Consider the following 17,227-nt stretch of genomic DNA (forward strand, 5'->3'; position numbering starts at 1 on the left):
CGCGGTCGGGGCGGCCGCAGTCGGGGCGGCCGCGGTCGGGGCGGCCGCAGTCGGGGCAGTCGCAGTCGGGGCAGTCGCAGTCGGGGCAGTCGCAGTCGGGGCAGTCGCAGTCGGGGCAGTCGCAGTCGGGGCAGTCGCCGCCGGCTGAGCTGCGGGCTCAGCCGGCATCGCAGCGGCGAGCTGAGCTGCGGGCTCAGCCGGCCAGTGCGGGTGAGGGGCGCTTAGGGGCGCGCGGCGGCATCCGTCAGTTGGGGCAGAAGCGTTTCGAGGAACGCGGCGGTGTCTTCCCAACCCTCCACGGCGACGCATTCGACGCCGAGCACCTTGACCGGGTAGTCGTTGCCGTTCTCGTCGAGGCGGTCCCCGACGAAGAGCATCTCGTCGAGGGGCACGCCGGTGAGGGTGGCCAGCTTGAGCATGCCGTAGGCCTTGTCGATGCCCTGCCGGGTGATGTCGACCGAGGTCGACCCGCCCGAGCGCACCTCAAGGTCGGGCAGCAGCACCTGCACCGCTTCGCGGAGGGTGTTCTTCTTCTCGCCGGACGGGTCCCAGGCGGACTTGGCCACGACCGGGGCACCCTGGCCGAGGGCCGAGAAAGTGATCTGCGAGCCGCGGTCCTCGAGGATCGGGCCCCAGGTCTCGGCCTCCCAGTAGCCGAGGTCGCGGGCGGCAGCCTCGACGGCGGCGAGGGCGCGCGCCTTCTCGTCGTCGTTGAGGTACTCGGCGTAGATCTGGTTCCAGGCACCCTCGGAGTGGCGGTAGTACTGGGTTCCGCAGGTGGGCATGAGGTGCAGGCGCGCGAGGTCGTCGTCGGTCGCCGTGTCGAGGTTGTCGATCAGCTGCATGTGGAACTGGGCGATCTGACCGCCGGAGATCACGCAGACGTCGACGACGCCGAGCAGTCTCACCATGAGTTCGGCCATGCGCGGATCGAGGGGGGACTTGGAGGCCGCGAGCGTGTCGTCGAGGTCGAAGGCAACCAGGCGGGGAAGTGTCGTCGTCATGTGAGGTGTGGTTTCTTTGTGATGACTCGCGGCCGTGCTCATGGCCCGGAGCTTGACGTCACCCATGCGCGACGCCCGTGAAAAGTGTACAGCGGGGGGTTGGGGGTGGGTCGGGGGCTGGCACGCGGCATCCGTTGTGACGCAACTTCGGAGATTTTCGGGACACGCCGCGATTCGTGGCGGGCCGAACGGCGTGTTGCGAGAATCTCCGCAATTAGCGCGGGGGCACAGATGCCGCGGCGCGGGTTTGGAGGATGGCTCGCCGGGTTTCGACAGGCTCAACCAGCGGGAGGGCGGGCGGTAAGCGGTGGGGTGGTGAATCGGGCGGGAACGGGGCTGGCACGCGGCATCCGTTGTGACGCAACTTCGGAGAATTTCGGGACACGCCGCGATTCGTGGCGGGCCGAACGGCGTGTTGCGAGAATCTCCGCAGTTAGCGCGGGGGCACGGATGCCGCGGCGCGGGTTGGGAGGATGGCTCGCCGGGTTTCGACAGGCTCAACCACCGGGAGGGGCTCAACCAGCGGGAGGGGGTCAACCGGCGAGGCCGGCGGGGAGCGGGCCCGTCGCCACGAGGTACAGGCGCTGGGTGGGCCGCGTCATGGCGACGTACAGCGCGCCCGCACCGCGCGAGGACGCGGCGACGATGCCGGCCGGATCCACGACGATGGCGGCGTCGAACTCCAGCCCCTTCGCGTCGTGCGGGGTGAGCACCGCCACCTCGGCCAGGAGGCCGGCAGCTCCGACCCCGACAATCGAGGAACCGAACGCAGCCGACAGCGAAGCAACAACTTCATCCAGCGCGGGCTCCAGCACGATCACTGCAACGGTGCCGCCGAGGCCCAGCGCACGTTCCCGCCGAACGGCCGAGACCACATCCGGAAGCGTCGAGATCGGCCACTCACTCGCCCGCACCGACCGGGCCGGGGTGATCGGCAGGTCGTGCGCCAGGGCCATCGACTCCGCGGCCGACGCGATCTGGCTGGGGGTGCGGTAGTTCACGGTGAGCTCCTCCAGCCGCCAGCGATCAGCCTCCTGCGACCCGGAGAGCAGCGGCTCGAGGGCGTCGCGCCAGTTGGACGCAGCCGCAGCCGACGCCGCCTGGGCGATGTCGCCCACGATGGTGAACGAGCGCAGCGGGCCGCGCCGCAGCACCAGCCGCCACTGCATCGGCGAGAGTTCCTGCGCCTCGTCGACGACGACGTGCCCGTAGGTCCAGGTGCGGTCGAGGGCGGCGCGCTCGGCCGTGGTGGCGCGGTCGCCCAGCTCGGCGAAGTTGTCGGCGAGTGCCTTCGCGTTCACGAGTCCCTTCACCTCCATGTTCGAGATGGCCAGTTCCGCGTTCTCCACGTCGCGTTTGCGCTGCTCCTTCTGCTCGCGCTTCTGGGCGGCGTCGACCACGTTGTACTCCCCCAGGTGCTCGGCGGCCTCGTCGAGCAGCGGCACATCCGAGATCGTGAACTCGGCACCCCGTGCCCGGTGCAGCAGCGCACGCTGCGCGGGCGTCCAGGTGGGGGTGAGCTGCGCCAGCCACTGCGGGCGGGCATAGAGGTCTTGCACGAGCTTCTCGGGGGTGAGCGGCAGCCAGGCGGTGTTCAGGGCCACGCGCACGTCGTCGGCCAGCCGCAGGTCTTCGCGCAGCATGGGCAGGTCGGTCTCGTCCATCGACCGGCCCTGAGCCTTCAACTGTGCAAGCCACTCCCGCGACAAAGCGGCGAGCGCGTTCTTCACGAACGTGACCCGGGCCTCGTTGTGCGGCTTGCCGCTGGCCCGCGCCCGGTGAATGGCGGTCTCGATCAGCTGCGGCTTCAAAGTGATCCGGTCCCCGTTCACGACCAACACCTGCACAGACGAAGGCACCCGCTGCCGCGAGCGCACGGCCCGCGAAATCAGCCTGGCCATCGAGGTCTGGCCCTTGATCGCGGCGACGGCCGGGGCATCCTCTCGCGTCGCCTCGATGCCGGGGTACAGCTGTCCCACGGATGCGAGCACCACCCCGGTCTCCCCCAGCGACGGCAGCACCGCCTCGATGTAGTTGAGGAAGGACTCCGACGGCCCCACGATGAGCACACCCGAGTTCTTCAGCCGATCCCGATGCGTATATAAAAGGTACGCCGCACGGTGCAGGGCCACGGCCGTCTTGCCGGTGCCCGGCCCGCCCTGCACAACGAGCACACCTTTCAGGTCTGAACGGATGATGCGGTCCTGCTCGGCCTGGATCGTCGAGACGATATCGCTCATATGCCCGGTGCGCTGGGCGGTGAGCGCGGCCAGCAGTGCGCCCTCGCCCTGGTGCACGGTTGCCGAATCACCCTCGAGCAGCGCGGCGTCGAGGATCTCGTCCTCGATGCGCACGATGTCGCGGCCCTTCGACAGCAGGTGCCGGCGGGCGCGGGCGCCGAGCGGCGTGGCCGCGGTGGCCTGGTAGAACGCGCTGGCCTGCGGCACCCGCCAGTCCAGCAGCAGGGGCTGCAGGTCCTCGTCGCGCAGCCCCAGCCGGCCGATGTAGCGGTAGACGGAGGCAGGGTCAGAGGCAGAGTCAGAGTCAGACGAAGCAGAGTCGGCAGGGTCGGCGGCCACTTCGAGGCGGCCGAACGCCAGCCGGTCGTCGACCTCGCGCAGCTGCACGATGCGGTCTTCGTAGAGCCGCGCGAACGTGTCGCGTTCGGACCGGGACTGGTGGTTGCCGCCCACGTCGATACGCCGCACGGCCACGAGCTGCTGCTCGGCCTCCTGCTGCAACGCGTCGAGACGCGCATACAGGTTCGCGACATACTGCTGTTCCCGCTGAAGCTCCTGGTCGACCACGCGCACACCCCTTGAAATCCGAGCTTCAAGTTTACTCGGCTCGAGCAGGGCCGCCCGACAGGCTCTTCGTCGTTGCCCGCGCCTGAGCGACCTGCGCGGGCAACGGGCCGCTATTCGATCGTCTGCACCTCGGGCTGGTAGGTGTCGAGGGTGTCCGTCTGGAACCCCTCTTGCACGGCCTTGAGCTTCTCCTGGTCGATCACGACGATCGACTGGCCGTCGGGCGAGGTGCCGGTGCCCGTCGTCGGCAGGGTGAAGAACGTGACGTCGCCCACGCGCACGTCGCGCAGCTGCACGGCCAGCCCGGCCACGTAGGCGGAGTTCAGCCCGTCGTCGACGGCGAGGTAGGGGGCAATCGCCCCGACCAGATCGCTGATCCGGGCAGGGTTGGTGAGGGTTTCCGCCGTCAGCGACTTGCCCAGCACGGCCTTGATGAAGGCCTGCTGGTTGCGGGCCCGCTGAAAGTCGCCGTCCGCGAAGGCGTACCGCTCCCGCACGAAGGCGAGCGCCTCCGTGCCGTTCAAACGTTGGGGTCCCTCGTCGAAGTAGCGCCCCTTCATCGCAGACGACTCGAAGCCGACCGGGTTGTCGATGTCGACGCCGCCCAGGGCATCCGTGATGCCCTTGAACCCGGTGAAGTCGACGATGGCCACATGGTCGATGCGCGCACCCAGCAGACCCTCGATGGTCTGCACGGCGAGGGGAACCCCGCCGTAGCTCATGGCGGCGTTGATCTTGGCCTCGCCCTCACCCGGGATGTCGACCCAGCTGTCTCGCATGATCGACATGACGTAGATGTTCTCGCGATTCTCCGGCACATGCACCACCATGATGGTGTCCGAGCGCTGGCCGGTGAGGTCGGCGATCGACCCGTCGTTCGCCCCGCGGGTGTCCGAGCCGAGCAGCAGGATGTTCTGCCCGGTCGCCCCATCGCCGGTCGCCCCGTCACTGGTTGCCGCCGGCGGCCGTGACGCCTCGTCGGGGAACACGTCGGGGATCTTCACGGTCTGGCTGTCGAAGGTGTTGCTGAGCGTCCAGGCGTAGACGCCCGCGACCCCGCCCACGAGCAGAACGACGGCGGCGATGGCGATCAGCGCGATCCGCCACCCGCGGCGTTTCCGCCGGGGCGCCGGTGCGCCAGACGACTCGGCGGTCACGGTCGCCCCAGCCCCAGGTAGGTCCAGCCGGCGGCGCGCCAGGCTGCGGCATCGAGGGTGTTGCGGCCGTCGATGATGATCGGCACCCGCACGAGCGCGGCCGCCCAGACCGGGTCGATCTGCTTGAACTCGGCCCATTCGGTGACCAGCACCACCGCGTCGGCGGACCGCAGGGTCTCCTCGATGCTGGTCGAATAGGTGAGCTGCGGATGCCGCAACCGCGAGTTCTCAATCCCCTGCGGGTCGGTGGCCATCACGTCGGCGCCGAGGCCCCGCAGTTGCACGGCCACGTCGAGGGCCGGCGAGTCCCGCACGTCATCGGAGTGCGGCTTGAAGCTGAGCCCGAGCACGGCCACCTTGGCCGTGTAAACGGGCTTGTCCAGGGCCTGCAGGGTCATCGCGACCACCCGTTGCCGCTGGCGCATGTTGATCGCGTCGACCTCCTTCAGAAAGGAGACCGACTCGCCCCGGCCCAGTTCCTCGGCGCGGGCCGTGAAGGCACGGATGTCCTTGGGCAGGCAGCCGCCGCCGAACCCGACGCCCGCGTTCAGAAAGCGGCGGCCGATGCGGTTGTCGAACCCGATGGCGTCGGCCAGTTCGGTGATGTTCGCCCCGGAGACGTCGGCGATCTCGCTCATGGCGTTGATGAAGCTGATCTTGGTGGCCAGGAACGCATTGGCGGCGACCTTGACGAGCTCCGCTGTGGCGTAGTCGGTCACGATCAGCGGCGTCTCCGCGGCCATCGCGGACGCGTAGACCTCGTTCAGCAGCGCGGTGGCGTGCTCGCCGGCCGCGCCGGCCGGCACCCCGTAGACGAGGCGGTCGGGGCTGATGGTGTCTGTCACGGCGAAGCCCTCGCGCAGAAACTCGGGGTTCCAGGCCAGGGTGGCCCCGCTGCCGGATGCCTCGATCACGCCGGCAAGGCGGGCGGCGGTGCCGACCGGCACCGTGCTCTTGCCCACGACCAGGTCACCGGCGGCAAGGTGGGGCAGCAGCGACTGCACGGCCGCGTCGACGTAGCTGAGATCGGCGGCGTGGCTGCCGGCCTTCTGCGGAGTGCCGACTCCGACGAAATGCACCTGCGCGCCGGCGGCATCCGCAATGTCGGTGCTGAAGCGCAGCCGACCCGAGGCCATGGCCGAGGTGAGAATCTCGGGCAGGCCGGGCTCGTAGAACGGCGGTGTGCCCGCGGCCAGCTGGTCGATCTTTCGGGCATCGATATCGATGCCCACCACGTCGTGGCCCAACTCGGCCATCGCCGACGCGTGCACGGCCCCGAGGTAGCCACAGCCGATTACGGATAGTTTCATATCGTCTTCTCCACCCCTGAAGCCTAACCTCGGGCATCAGGCGAGGCGGTCCGACCCCCTCCTTTGGGGGCGAAAAACCGGGAGTCTGGTGTCACCGCAGCACTACAGTGAAAATTGTGACTAAAATCCGGCCCGAGCAGATGGGCCACAAGGCATTATTGCGACGAGGCCGCAGCACCAAAGGACTGCAGTACGCCTTTCTGGCCGTAGCTGCGGTCTCCGCCGGCGTCATCGGCTACGCCGCCTTCGCCATCGGCCTGTAGCCCCGCCGCCCTGACTACTCCGCCGCGACAGTCGCGCAGTCGAGGGGCAGATCCGAGATCGTCGTGGGGTTCACCATCGGGGTGACCTGGGCCTCAAGCGCCTTCGTGCCGCTTGCGGCCGCCACCACGTCGAGGGTGATCTTCGACGTGGCGCCGGGCTCCATACTCACGATCAGCTTCGCCACCGGGTAGTCGGTGTCGTGGAACGATTCGAGCTGCACGGGAGCCCCGTCAACCGTCGCTCCCACGATCTGCGACCCGGGCGGGGCGTAGACCATGACGATCATGCGCTGCACACCCGGCTCGAGCTTCTCCCGCACGAACGTACCCAGAATCGAGGGGCTGACGGATGTCACCGCATCGGCTGGAATCTCGTTGGTGAGGTCAACTCCGACGCGGTACGACGCCTTCCCATCAGCCCGGCATGCAGCCTGACCGAGGCTGACGGACTGCTTCAGGTAGTAGTTCATCTTCGAGCCGACGTTCTCTTGAAAGTAGACCCCGACCCGATCTGTCGCTTCGTCGCTCTTCGGCAAGGATCCATCCACCCCGAGAGTCTCGAAGATGGCTTGTTCTTCTACCTTCGGACTCCACATCAGCACCCGGTGCTCGTTCACGGCCTGGGTGAGGGCCGACATCAGCTGATTAGGATCGACGCCACCGCCGAGAAGCTGATCAAACGTCTTCTCGACGATTTCCGCATAGACAACATCTTGCGCTGCGTTGTCGGCGACAGCATCCGCGCCAGTATTCCCGGACCAGAAGCGCATGTAGACCCCGTTAAGCAAGAGAGGCACGAGGGTTTCGCTCGTAAGCACGTCTCCGGTCGACAACGGAATGGTGGGGGTTCCCCGCAGCAGATAACCCAGCGCAACTGGATCAACCGAGATGACGCCATCGATATCGGTGCCGAACTGCCGCTTCCACATTTCTTGGGTCACGGTAGCTGCACTCTCGAAACTGGGCCGCACCGTGAGGTTCGACATCGCCCGACCGAACTCCGAACCGTATAGCGCCTCTACCCCTTCCGGAAGAGGAACCACAGATTCCTGGTAGTAGGCAAAGTTTCCGAACCCCGCTGGCACGGCGTCGCCCAGTGTGACGCGACCTTGGTCAACCGTAAGCAGAGCAAACGAGAGCGAGGTGCCTCCGAGAGCCCGTGCTTCAGCGTTGTTCTGGAACACGATGACGTAGTTGCGGGGAGCGGCTCCCCCGAGAGCATCGGGAAGAGCGTCCACTAACTGACTTGCCGACACCAACGTCGGTGAGATGCTCCCCAGGAAGCTCTGGAATTCGTCCACGGCGGCGGTGACCTGCCCGACGGTCATGCTGGTGTCGATGTCGCTGACCTGTTTGTTCGCGGCCGAGAACACCGCGCTGGCCTGGTTGAGAGCATCTCCAGCTGCAACGATCGGCTCAAGATTGATGGCGCCGTTGACGGGCTTCAACGACGAAGGGTTCAGAGTCGCCGCGGTCGCAGCCAACGGGACGGCCGCGCCACTGACCACGTCATCGGCGACATCAGCCAGGTTTCGCACAGCTGCGAGATTGGCCCCAACGAATGGAACCAACTCCGCGGCTCGCCAGACCGGATCGCCAGTCAGGTCACGAGCGCGGGTGGTGTGCCCTGCCATGCTCTTCACCGACGCAGACACCGCCACCGAGTCTCCAGCAAGCAGTTGCGTCTTAATCGTGGAGGCCAGCGGCAGCGCCGCTTCCAATTCAGCCTTCGCCTGCAATCCCCGAAGACCCACCCAGGCTCCGGCAACCACGAGGACACCGACGACGACGACCGTCCAGAACCACCACCGGCGGTAGATCCGGGGCTTCATGCGCGCCTTGAGTCTCTTGGCTCGGCGCACCCTGGACTGACTGTTGGTTTGACTCACTGAGCTATTGAATCAGGTCGCACCGGGGAACGAGAACTGACCGAGCGTTTGAGTCTGAACGACACCGTACCCGCCAGTCGCGTTTTGATGAGGCATCCACTTGCGCCGCATCAGGAACACCAGCTCCATAACGCCCTGAGCGTGCGCGCAGGAGTATTGCCGGTCCATCAGCCCCAACGTTTTGTCATACCCGCTCGCAGTGTTACGGGAGCCTGGCTGGCAACTCCTACAATGAAGTTGGCTTTGTTCGTGTAAAAGCTGAGTGCCGCAGAAACTTCGGAAAAACTACAGCATTGTCGAACCTTATGGGGCCCGATCCGGTCCCCATCCGGGGCTGCGCCGTCGTTACGAACCCATTCATTGACTGCGTCAAACGCAGCGCCTTTACAGAGGAGATTCCTTGCCAGCCAGTCAGGTCCCACCCACCCGACGTACCTGGCAGGTTGCAGGCATCAGCGTAGCTGCAGCGTCTGCAGCGATATTCATGGGCAACGTCCTTTATGGTGCGGTCGGCCTGCGTGGTAGCGATCAATACTGGTACGTCGCAGACCTATTGATGTCGAAATTCACAGACTCGCCGGTCACAAACGCGATCTATCCAACGGTCGCCGCAACAGCTTCACTCACTGATTTACCCCCACGCATCCACAATCTGCCGATTACCCATTTGGCAGGCCTGGCGCATCAGTCGGGCGTTAGTGACTACTTGTCGTGGGTTTCGGTCAACGTATTTCTCGCGATACTCATTGCCCTGTGCCTGTACTTCGTGGCAAGAATCCAGGGGTATTCCTACTCGTTCATAGCCCCCGCCGTGTTCCTGACTTTTCCGTTAACACTCTGGCTGTCGATAAACGCTTTGGCAGAAATGTCCCTCGCGTTAGGCGCCAGCCTTCTCATACTCGGTTCGGTTGTCGCCTCATCAATTGCCAGGGCCGAGTCCAGATCCATCTCAACAGGCCTCTTGATCATGTCCGCCGGAAGCATCTTGATGTTTTACACGCGGGATAACTATGCGCTCTTGCTTCCCGCTCAGGCCCTTCTCACTATTTGGATGTGTCGGAAGAATCGAAATCGTTGGCTCTTGGCAGCCCCGAGCCTCATAATCACCGTCGTTCTCGTCGCACTGAAGCCGTTGATATTCCCGCCGTACGCTCACGCTGGCGTGCTCTCTCAACTCATGGCCGGTACGCCCTCCGAAAAGGGGCAGATGACCTCCTACTACGATCTAGCCCAGGCACCTTTCTCCCTGTCAGAATTTGTGTCAAAGGTGGGTATGGGCCTCGCAGAGGCGATCGTTCCGTCGTCACCATCTGAGGTAATAACAGAATCCGCCGTACTTCTCGTGGTCGTAGCCGGCATTTCCTTGATTCGCAACAACCAGAGCTCTCGAATGGTCAAGTATTGGGCGTTGGTCGTCTTGGGCATCTACCTGGCAAGTTCAGCGGCCTTCCAAGCGCAAAACCGCTACATTTTTGCGTTGGTACCCTTTGTCGCTGTATTTGCTGTGGGCCTGATAGACCAGCTCAAACAGCACAAGCGAGCGACCGGCTGGGTCTCAGTTGTGGCTTGGGTTGCGGTGGGCAGCATTCTGATCGGATGCGCCGCTGGTTCTTTTCTGATGGCGCGCGAGTATAAATATCAAGCTCAAACCGAAATTGAGCAGACGAGAAAGCTTGGCGGTGAACTGGCTCGTGAACCCAGCGGTTCAGTGCTCGCCGTAGCCGACACATCGCAAGTCCTTCCATTGACCTATGCGGCAGTACCGCGCCCTGTCATAGCCCTGAATCCCCTCATCAGCTCTCCAGAGGAGGCAGCCCGACTCATTGAAGATTGGGACGTGCGGATTCTGGTTGGCGCGAGCAAAGCGCATCTTGAGTACTTATCTCTGGCGGTGGATTTGGCTTTTGACGGCCGTGCGACACTAATTACTCGCCCCACCTATGAGGCGCCTGGCGGGCCAATCCAGGTATGGGTGATTGAACCTTGATTCCCGTTTCACGGGTTGGTATCGAAGCGGCAAAACGCTTTTCGGAGATTCGAGGCGTTCAGACTCACGCCTCGTCCAGACCAGGCACCGAGTATGGCCGCTCGCTCATGTCGCTCCACGCATTAGGTAAGCTGAAATTGATCACCCGGCGGCGCCGACTCAGGAACAAAAAGTGAACACCACCTCTACTTTCTCTCCGATACCCATGAACGACCTATCCCGTGGCATCATGCGGGACCGCGAAGTGCTCGCGGTCGCCATGACTCAGGTGCTGGATTCGGGTTGGGTTGTGCTCGGTCCCCAGCACGATAGCTTCCAGAAGGCATTGGCTAGGTATCTTGGGGTGTCTCACGTGGTCGGCGTAGCGTCAGGAACCGATGCATTGGAGCTTGCTATCAAGGCTGCCATGCCCGAGGGAAAGAACACCGTTCTCAGCGCCGCGAATGCCGGCGGGTATACGTCTACGGCAGCTAGGCGCGCCGGTTTTCGAGTCCGGTATGCAGATGTTGATTGCGAGAGCCTATGTCTGACTGAGGCAACCGTGACTGAAGCCCTGACCGCTGACATTGGCGTAGTAGTCATCACTCATCTGTATGGCAATTTGACGGATATCGGTGGCCTTGTTGCACTGTGCCATAAACGTGGCATTCGTGTGGTTGAGGACTGCGCCCAGGCTATCGGGGCGCGTCGACCAGAAGGTGCGGCCGGTTCCTTCGGCGATCTTTGCGCGACCAGTTTCTACCCCACTAAGAACCTCGGCGCGCTCGGAGACGGAGGGGCGGTGGCCACGAACAATGCCGCATTCGCTGAGAAGGTAACTCAGTTACGGCAGTACGGATGGAACTCGAAGTACCGAGTGGCCATCGCCGGAGGCGCTAACTCCAGGCTCGACGAGATTCAGGCAGCCTTCCTCCTCGCGCGACTACCTCAACTTGACGCACTCAACGAACGCCGTCGCTGGATCATTGCACAATACGCAGCAGCCGCCGCGGGCGGGCCTCTGCGGGTACTCCCTGCGGTCGGAGAACACCACGTTGCCCACTTGGCAGTCGCTCTGACACCTCGGAGAGATGAAGTGCGCGAGGTCCTTGCCCAGCACGGGGTATCAACAGATATTCATTTCCCCGTACCTGATCATCAACAACCTGGATTCAACGCTGAACCGCATTCACTTCCCAATACTGAAGAGCTCGCTGGGCAGTTACTTTCCCTCCCATGCTTTCCCGAATTGACCGATGAGGAAGTTCGCACTGTTTGCAAAGCGATTGGCGCCGTAGCATGACGCCTGCGACGTACTCTGTCGTCGTACCTGTGTATGGAAATGCCGGAAGTATACCCGATTTGGTCGCACGGCTAGGCGATATCGCCCTCCAACTCGACAGCTCTTTGGAGGTAGTCTTCGTAGTCGATGGTTCTCCGGACAATTCATTTGAACTGCTCGAGGAGATAATCCCGCGCGCTCCCTTCGCAACACAGTTACTCCAGCACTCCCGAAATTTTGGTTCTTTCGCCGCGATTCGCACAGGTATGCAACATGCCAGTGGCGCATTCGTAGCGGTAATGGCGGCCGATCTCCAAGAACCTCCCGAGCTTGTGATCGAATTCTTCCGGCAGCTGGCCAGCGGCACCGTCGATGTAACAGTCGGTCGCCGACAGTCGCGAGAAGACCCCCGATTTACGCGATGGTCGGCGTCTGCGTTCTGGAGCCTTTACCGAAATTGGGTCTTCCCTGACATGCCTCAAGGCGGAGTGGACATCTTTGCTTGCAATCGAGCCGTCGTTCACGAAATCCTACGACTCGAAGAGTCCCATTCCAGTCTCGTCGGGCTCTTGTACTGGGTCGGCTTCCGGCGAGCCGAAGTTCCGTATGTTCGCCGCACCAGAGAGCATGGCGAGAGCGGCTGGTCCTTTGCCAAGAAACGTCGCTACCTCCTAGATAGCATTTTCTCATTCACCGACATCCCCCTCAGCGTCCTCATGAGCGTTGGCGTGGTTGGCGGTCTCTTCACGATCTTGGCCGCGATCGCCGTATTGGTTTCCTTTCTTGCTGGTGCGATATCGGAGCCTGGCTACACCCCGCTCATGCTTGTCATACTCTTCTCCACTTTCAGTCTCCTCGTCGCGCTGGGGATCGTGGGCTCATATGTGTGGCGCGCTTTCGAGAACACGAAACGCAGACCGGGAGCAATCGTCATGACACATTGGGTCTCGGAAAGTCACTTGGTAACCGATGACGCCGCAGAAGCCTGAGCGATGGGGCGAACGGGCATCGATTCGATTTCTCATCGCTGGAGGCGCAAACACAGCGGTTACAGCGGTCATTGTCGTGGCGCTCAGTCTCTTCCTACCGGGGTGGATCGCTTTCACGATCGCATTTGCCTTCGGAATTGGGATATCAGTAGTCATGACCGGGCGCTGGGTGTTTCAATCCCATCTCTCACCACTCCGTGCAGCCCTCTACGCCGTCGCCTACGTGGCCATATACTCTTGCGGTCTTGGGGCGTTGCAGTTGCTCGCTCTTTGGGGGGCTCCCCCGCTCGCGAACGGCGCGACGGTCTTTGTCACGGCCCCGTTAAGCTTCCTCGCTGGCCGCCTAATCTTCACTAATGACAACAACAGGAAGCAGGTCGCGTGATGACGCAGCCCTATGTGCACCCCCAAGGTATCTGCGAATCCGATCGTGTCGGTGAAGGAACCACCGTCTGGGCCTTCGCCCACGTGCTCAAGGGTGCAGTTCTAGGCAGGAACGTCAATGTTTGCGATCACGTATTTGTTGAAAACGACGTAGTGATTGGCGATCGCGTCACGATCAAGTCCGGCGTGCAGCTCTGGGACGGCATCGAACTGCAGGATGACGTCTTCGTGGGTCCCAACGCTACGTTTACGAATGACCGGTATCCGCGCAGCAAGCAGTACCCGGAGAGTTTTTCCCGCACTGTCGTTGAGCAAGGCGCCTCAATTGGTGGAGGAGCGGTAATTCTTCCTGGCGTACGAATCGGTCGCAGCGCAATGGTCGGTGCCGGCGCTGTCGTCACACGTGATGTCCCCCCCTTCGCAATAGTCGTTGGCAACCCCGCGCGCATCTCGGGTTACACCGACACTGATGGCCGGAAGATGGTTTCGTCGACCCAGTCAGCCACCGCCACAGATCAGCCGCCCTTGCGAACCGATTCGCTGATCCAGTTGCGCAAGGCCACGGATATGCGCGGCAGCCTGGTCGTGGCCGAACTCGGCGCCGATCTTCCGTTCCACCCCCAACGATTCTTCATTGTCTACGACGTCCCCTCGCGGGACGTCCGCGGCGAGCATGCTCACCGCCAATGCGAACAGTTCCTCATCTGCATCAAGGGCGCCGTTCGAGCCATCGTCGACGATGGAACGAATCGCGAAGAGTTCCTCCTCGACTCACCCGACCTCGGCCTGTACATGCCCGCCATGACTTGGGGCACGCAATACGCGTACAGCCCGGATGCAGTGCTCGCAGTATTCGCGTCACTGCCCTACGACGGCGCGGACTACATCCGCACCTACGAAGAATTCCGTAGCCTCGTACCCGGGCGGTCAGCTACGGAGAATACGGTCTTGCGCGAAGGAGCTTTGTTAACAAGTAGTTAGCCAGGGCCGCATCGCCGCGCACAGCCAGTAACATGCCGCTGATTTCTTCAGCATCGGTCCTATCGCTGAGCGATCGCATGTGGTCTCACAGCCGCGCTACCGAACTCAACGTGATGAAAGTTGAACCAATGAGAGTCCTGATCGTGACGGGCCATTTCTCGGGTGAAGGCCTGAATCCCTGGTTACTTGACGACCTCGCCACCGCATTCTCTGATGCCGGCGATGAGGTTGACGTCCTCGTTCATGACACGAAGAACCCAAGAGCCATTGGCAGGAATGAGTATGCCGACTCCCGAATTCGACTCCTCAGCGTTGGACCGTCGAAGATCAGAGCGGGATCTGCGGGCAAGTTGCTCAATAACGTCGCAGCCGGGTGGGGCCTCCACAACCTGGGCTTCCGACTAGTTCATGATTCCGTTTACGACCTGTGCGTCTACACGTCGATAGGTGCCTTCTCTTGGGGTCTGCCCGCCAGACTCCGTCGCAAAGGCATCGCGCGTCGCTCCGTCTTCGTCTTGTGGGATTTCTTCCCCATCCACCAAATTGAGATCGGACGGATCAGGGTGAAATTCCTGCACGCTCCGATGCGGGCCCTGGAGGCGCGGTCGATAAGAAACGCAGATGTCATTGCAGTTATGTCCCCCGCCAATGAGCGTTTTCTTCGTCGATACCATCCGAACCTAAAGGCGAAAACAATTGTGATTCCGCCCTGGGCATCTGATGCGCTCAATCCTGAGACGTTTCGCTCCACCCCGAAGCTGGAACGATTCACTGTCTTGTTTGGTGGCCAACTGGTCGCGGGTCGCGGGGTGGACGTCCTCCTCCGGGCCTGGCTACGGATACAAATCGAAGGGCGAGATGTCGATCTCATCATCGCCGGCGACGGACCTGCACGCACCGAACTCATGTTGCTCGCCGAGAGGATAGGACTGACCAACGTTCGATTCGTCGGAGCACTGCCTAGAGACGAATATCGTGCTCTGTTGCGCTCAGCGCACGTCGGAGTGGCGATCACAGTCGCGGGAGTCACACCCCCCTCTTTCCCGTCGAAGATTGTCGAGTATTGTGCTTCGGGCGTACCGGTGGTTGTTTGTGTCGAGCCTGCTTCAGACGCCGGGACGATCATCGAAGCCGCTGGCGCAGGTCTCGCCGCAGCGGCTGGCGACGTTGCAGGGCTCGCGCAAGCTTTGGACGCTCTGTTCGAAGAGCACAAGACTGGAACATTGGAGGTACGAGCGCGTAATGCTCGCCTCTTCTTCGAAGAAGAGCTCTCCGTGACACGAGCGGTCGGCCGCTTCCATGCTGCGGCGAATTGCCGGTAATCAAATTGCCCGAGTACGATTCACTAGGCGCCGTATTGATCGGTGACCACGAGCGGTGGGAATGCCGTGTGGTCTGTCACCGATTTAGCCAAACGGACTTGTTCCCACGAAGATCGGATGCACCCTGAAACCGCACCGCTCGCCTCGGGCACTCTCTTCAACGTCAAAGTCCCATGACATCACCCTTCGAGGGCGCTACCTACCCCTAGGTGTCGCGCTCGCTTGGTGGGGGGTTTGCTTTTCAATGTATGCATCCGCTTGGCCCATTGCATACACGCAGAGGAATTTTCTAGGTGTGACGGCGCTCATGGCCGGCACGGTGGTTTCTTCGATCGTTGGATACCGCTGGGGTACTGGGCAGAGGCAAATGACAACTCGCCCAGTGCACGAAAACCGAATCCCCGAAGTGGTGGCAATCGGTTTTATCGCCTCCCTCTTGCTGGTCATCCCAATGAGTCAGGCCTACTCGGGCTTCAGCGTGCTCAATCTGGGAGATGCGCTAAATGACCAGGCAGGTGCCTATGCGCAGTCCTCTGAGCGCATCCTCGAGGGCTTTGACGCGAGAAGCGGCATTGTGCTACTGCAAACAGTGCTGGCACCGTTCACGTTGACTGCTCTCCCCTACTTGGCGATGTCTTGGTTTGAGAGACGCAAGCACGGACTTCTTTTCCTCAGCGTACTTGCCGCGCCAACACTCATGGGGATTCTCGTGGCGAGAGATCAACAAATTGGACTTTCCGGAATCGTCGTCTTTGGGGCCTGGGTTTTGTCACGGGTTCGACGCCGAATGCCACTCCGGCGCCCAGAAAAACTCGTCCTCTTCCTACTCGCCGTAGGTCTATTCTTTGCCTTCGGAGCCAGGAAAGCATTGAGATCTGGCAACGTGCCTTTGTGCCCCCCTGGCGCTACAGAGTGCGCTGTGGCACACAACCATCCTTCCGCGTTCGAAGTAGCGGGAATCTACTTCTCCTCCTATGCGAGCCAAGGTCTCGAGGGATTGGGACGTGCGCTGGACGCGACATGGACCTTCGGCGGCGGACTCAGCCACTCTCAAGCCCTTGCATCAATGGTGAACAGTCTGCTCGGGGTCAATCCACAAGCGGTGGTCACTTCGCAGTTGTTCAAACTGGAATGGTCCGATTCGTGGTACTGGAGCACTGCGTTAACGAGCCTTGCGAATGACGTACCGTGGATATTCGTTCCCGTCGTGATTGGCCTCCAGGCTGCCGTCCTTGGGCTCGTGTGGCGGTCGGCTATCGAGGACGGCGACTGGCTTTCTATCACGGTGTTCTGCTATACGTGGCTCGGCTTACTGTTTGTTCCGCAAAACCTTCAACTGGCGATAAGCGGCCCAACGTACGTGGGCTACATTGTCCTGCTCTCCTCCTATCTGATCAGGTCGCTCTTGCAGCGTCACGCTGACTTGTCGAGGTTGACGCCCGGAACCGAGATCCCCATCATCAACAAATAGTCTCCTCAAGGGCCAATTCAAGAAAGCCGAATTGGATCTCGACAGGCAGCGTGTCGGCCGAACGCCGCCACGCGCTGGTGTTACCGCCGTGGAAAAGAACTCTGAAGTTCGCACTGAGCGCAGCGCGACCGGGGCCCGTAAACCTCCAGGCCGCCACTGCCCATCGACTCCCAAGCCGGAAAACGAGTCACATGGAGGACGAACGAACGGCCTGATCAAATATCGCGGACAGCACAGTCGTGACAGGCACACCGCTCGCCCCAGAAGCGGGACTTGCCGAGATCACGGCGGGAGCGGCGGCAACAGAGTGGTCGGGCATGAAGACCACATCCACCCAGTAGTTGCTGGCCGCGTAGGTTTGCTCTGGGAACGCGGACGCACCGTATTTATACACACCGTTGA

Annotated in this window: 14 protein-coding genes; 8 read left to right on the plus strand and 6 right to left on the minus strand. The window is 62.4% G+C overall.

All coding sequences use genetic code 11. The annotated features are described in order from the left end of the window. Nucleotides 1-221: 221 nt before the first annotated feature. The 4 genes from E3T49_RS08370 to E3T49_RS08385 all read right to left on the minus strand — a co-directional run bounded on the left by E3T49_RS08370 (nucleotide 222) and on the right by E3T49_RS08385 (nucleotide 6,278). Nucleotides 222-1,004: an HAD-IIB family hydrolase gene (locus E3T49_RS08370; protein ID WP_134424482.1), complete on the minus strand. Its 783-nt coding sequence runs from the start codon at nucleotides 1,002-1,004 to the stop codon at nucleotides 222-224. A 533-nt stretch (nucleotides 1,005-1,537) separates the two neighbouring features. Beyond that, nucleotides 1,538-3,811 (minus strand): HelD family protein, encoded by a 2,274-nt coding sequence (locus E3T49_RS08375; protein WP_174722404.1) that lies wholly within the window; start codon nucleotides 3,809-3,811, stop codon nucleotides 1,538-1,540. A gap of 110 nt (nucleotides 3,812-3,921) precedes the next feature. Further along, nucleotides 3,922-4,968: an LCP family protein gene (locus tag E3T49_RS08380; RefSeq protein ID WP_241972715.1), complete on the minus strand. Its 1,047-nt coding sequence runs from the start codon at nucleotides 4,966-4,968 to the stop codon at nucleotides 3,922-3,924. After that, the gene (locus E3T49_RS08385) at nucleotides 4,965-6,278 is read right to left on the minus strand and encodes a UDP-glucose dehydrogenase family protein (protein ID WP_134424484.1); all 1,314 of its coding nucleotides are present in this window, start codon (nucleotides 6,276-6,278) and stop codon (nucleotides 4,965-4,967) included. Before E3T49_RS08385 ends, E3T49_RS08380 begins: the two co-directional genes overlap by 4 nt. Nucleotides 6,279-6,394: 116 nt before the next feature. Between E3T49_RS08385 and E3T49_RS16165 the strand changes: the two genes are divergently transcribed. Further along, entirely contained in the window at nucleotides 6,395-6,541 is a 147-nt protein-coding gene (locus E3T49_RS16165) for a hypothetical protein (protein WP_158251972.1), read from the plus strand. A 14-nt stretch (nucleotides 6,542-6,555) separates the two neighbouring features. On the opposite strand, the gene E3T49_RS08390 is transcribed toward E3T49_RS16165, so the two are convergent. Beyond that, nucleotides 6,556-8,430, minus strand: coding sequence for a DUF4012 domain-containing protein (locus E3T49_RS08390; RefSeq protein WP_134424485.1), 1,875 nt, complete (start codon nucleotides 8,428-8,430; stop codon nucleotides 6,556-6,558). A 484-nt stretch (nucleotides 8,431-8,914) separates the two neighbouring features. On the opposite strand from E3T49_RS08390, the gene E3T49_RS08395 reads away from it, so the two are divergent. The 7 genes from E3T49_RS08395 (at nucleotide 8,915) to E3T49_RS08425 (ending at nucleotide 16,825) form a co-directional block, all read left to right on the plus strand. Then, nucleotides 8,915-10,417, plus strand: coding sequence for a hypothetical protein (locus E3T49_RS08395; RefSeq protein WP_134424486.1), 1,503 nt, complete (start codon nucleotides 8,915-8,917; stop codon nucleotides 10,415-10,417). Between the two features lie 172 nt (nucleotides 10,418-10,589). Further along, the gene (locus E3T49_RS08400) at nucleotides 10,590-11,699 is read left to right on the plus strand and encodes a DegT/DnrJ/EryC1/StrS family aminotransferase (RefSeq protein ID WP_198414240.1); all 1,110 of its coding nucleotides are present in this window, start codon (nucleotides 10,590-10,592) and stop codon (nucleotides 11,697-11,699) included. Further along, on the plus strand, nucleotides 11,696-12,667 hold the full coding sequence (locus E3T49_RS08405; protein WP_134424487.1) for a glycosyltransferase family 2 protein: 972 nt from the start codon (nucleotides 11,696-11,698) through the stop codon (nucleotides 12,665-12,667). The genes E3T49_RS08400 and E3T49_RS08405 overlap by 4 nt, the downstream gene beginning before the upstream one ends. Beyond that, nucleotides 12,648-13,052, plus strand: coding sequence for a GtrA family protein (locus E3T49_RS08410; RefSeq protein ID WP_134424488.1), 405 nt, complete (start codon nucleotides 12,648-12,650; stop codon nucleotides 13,050-13,052). Before E3T49_RS08405 ends, E3T49_RS08410 begins: the two co-directional genes overlap by 20 nt. Beyond that, nucleotides 13,052-14,032 carry a WxcM-like domain-containing protein gene (locus E3T49_RS16750; protein ID WP_134424493.1) on the plus strand — a complete coding sequence of 327 codons (981 nt, stop codon included), beginning with the start codon at nucleotides 13,052-13,054 and terminating at the stop codon, nucleotides 14,030-14,032. Before E3T49_RS08410 ends, E3T49_RS16750 begins: the two co-directional genes overlap by 1 nt. Nucleotides 14,033-14,064: 32 nt before the next feature. Then, the gene (locus E3T49_RS08420) at nucleotides 14,065-15,354 is read left to right on the plus strand and encodes a glycosyltransferase family 4 protein (RefSeq protein ID WP_134424489.1); all 1,290 of its coding nucleotides are present in this window, start codon (nucleotides 14,065-14,067) and stop codon (nucleotides 15,352-15,354) included. Nucleotides 15,355-15,649: 295 nt separating this feature from the next. Beyond that, nucleotides 15,650-16,825 carry a hypothetical protein gene (locus E3T49_RS08425; RefSeq protein WP_134424490.1) on the plus strand — a complete coding sequence of 392 codons (1,176 nt, stop codon included), beginning with the start codon at nucleotides 15,650-15,652 and terminating at the stop codon, nucleotides 16,823-16,825. 187 nt (nucleotides 16,826-17,012) lie between these two features. On the opposite strand, the gene E3T49_RS16420 is transcribed toward E3T49_RS08425, so the two are convergent. Further along, nucleotides 17,013-17,227 (minus strand): Ig-like domain-containing domain (locus E3T49_RS16420; protein WP_206750823.1); only part of this gene is annotated, 215 nt, incomplete at its 5' end.

Origin of the sequence: Cryobacterium cryoconiti, from assembly GCF_004403065.1 — a bacterium.
GTDB lineage: Bacteria > Actinomycetota > Actinomycetes > Actinomycetales > Microbacteriaceae > Cryobacterium > Cryobacterium cryoconiti.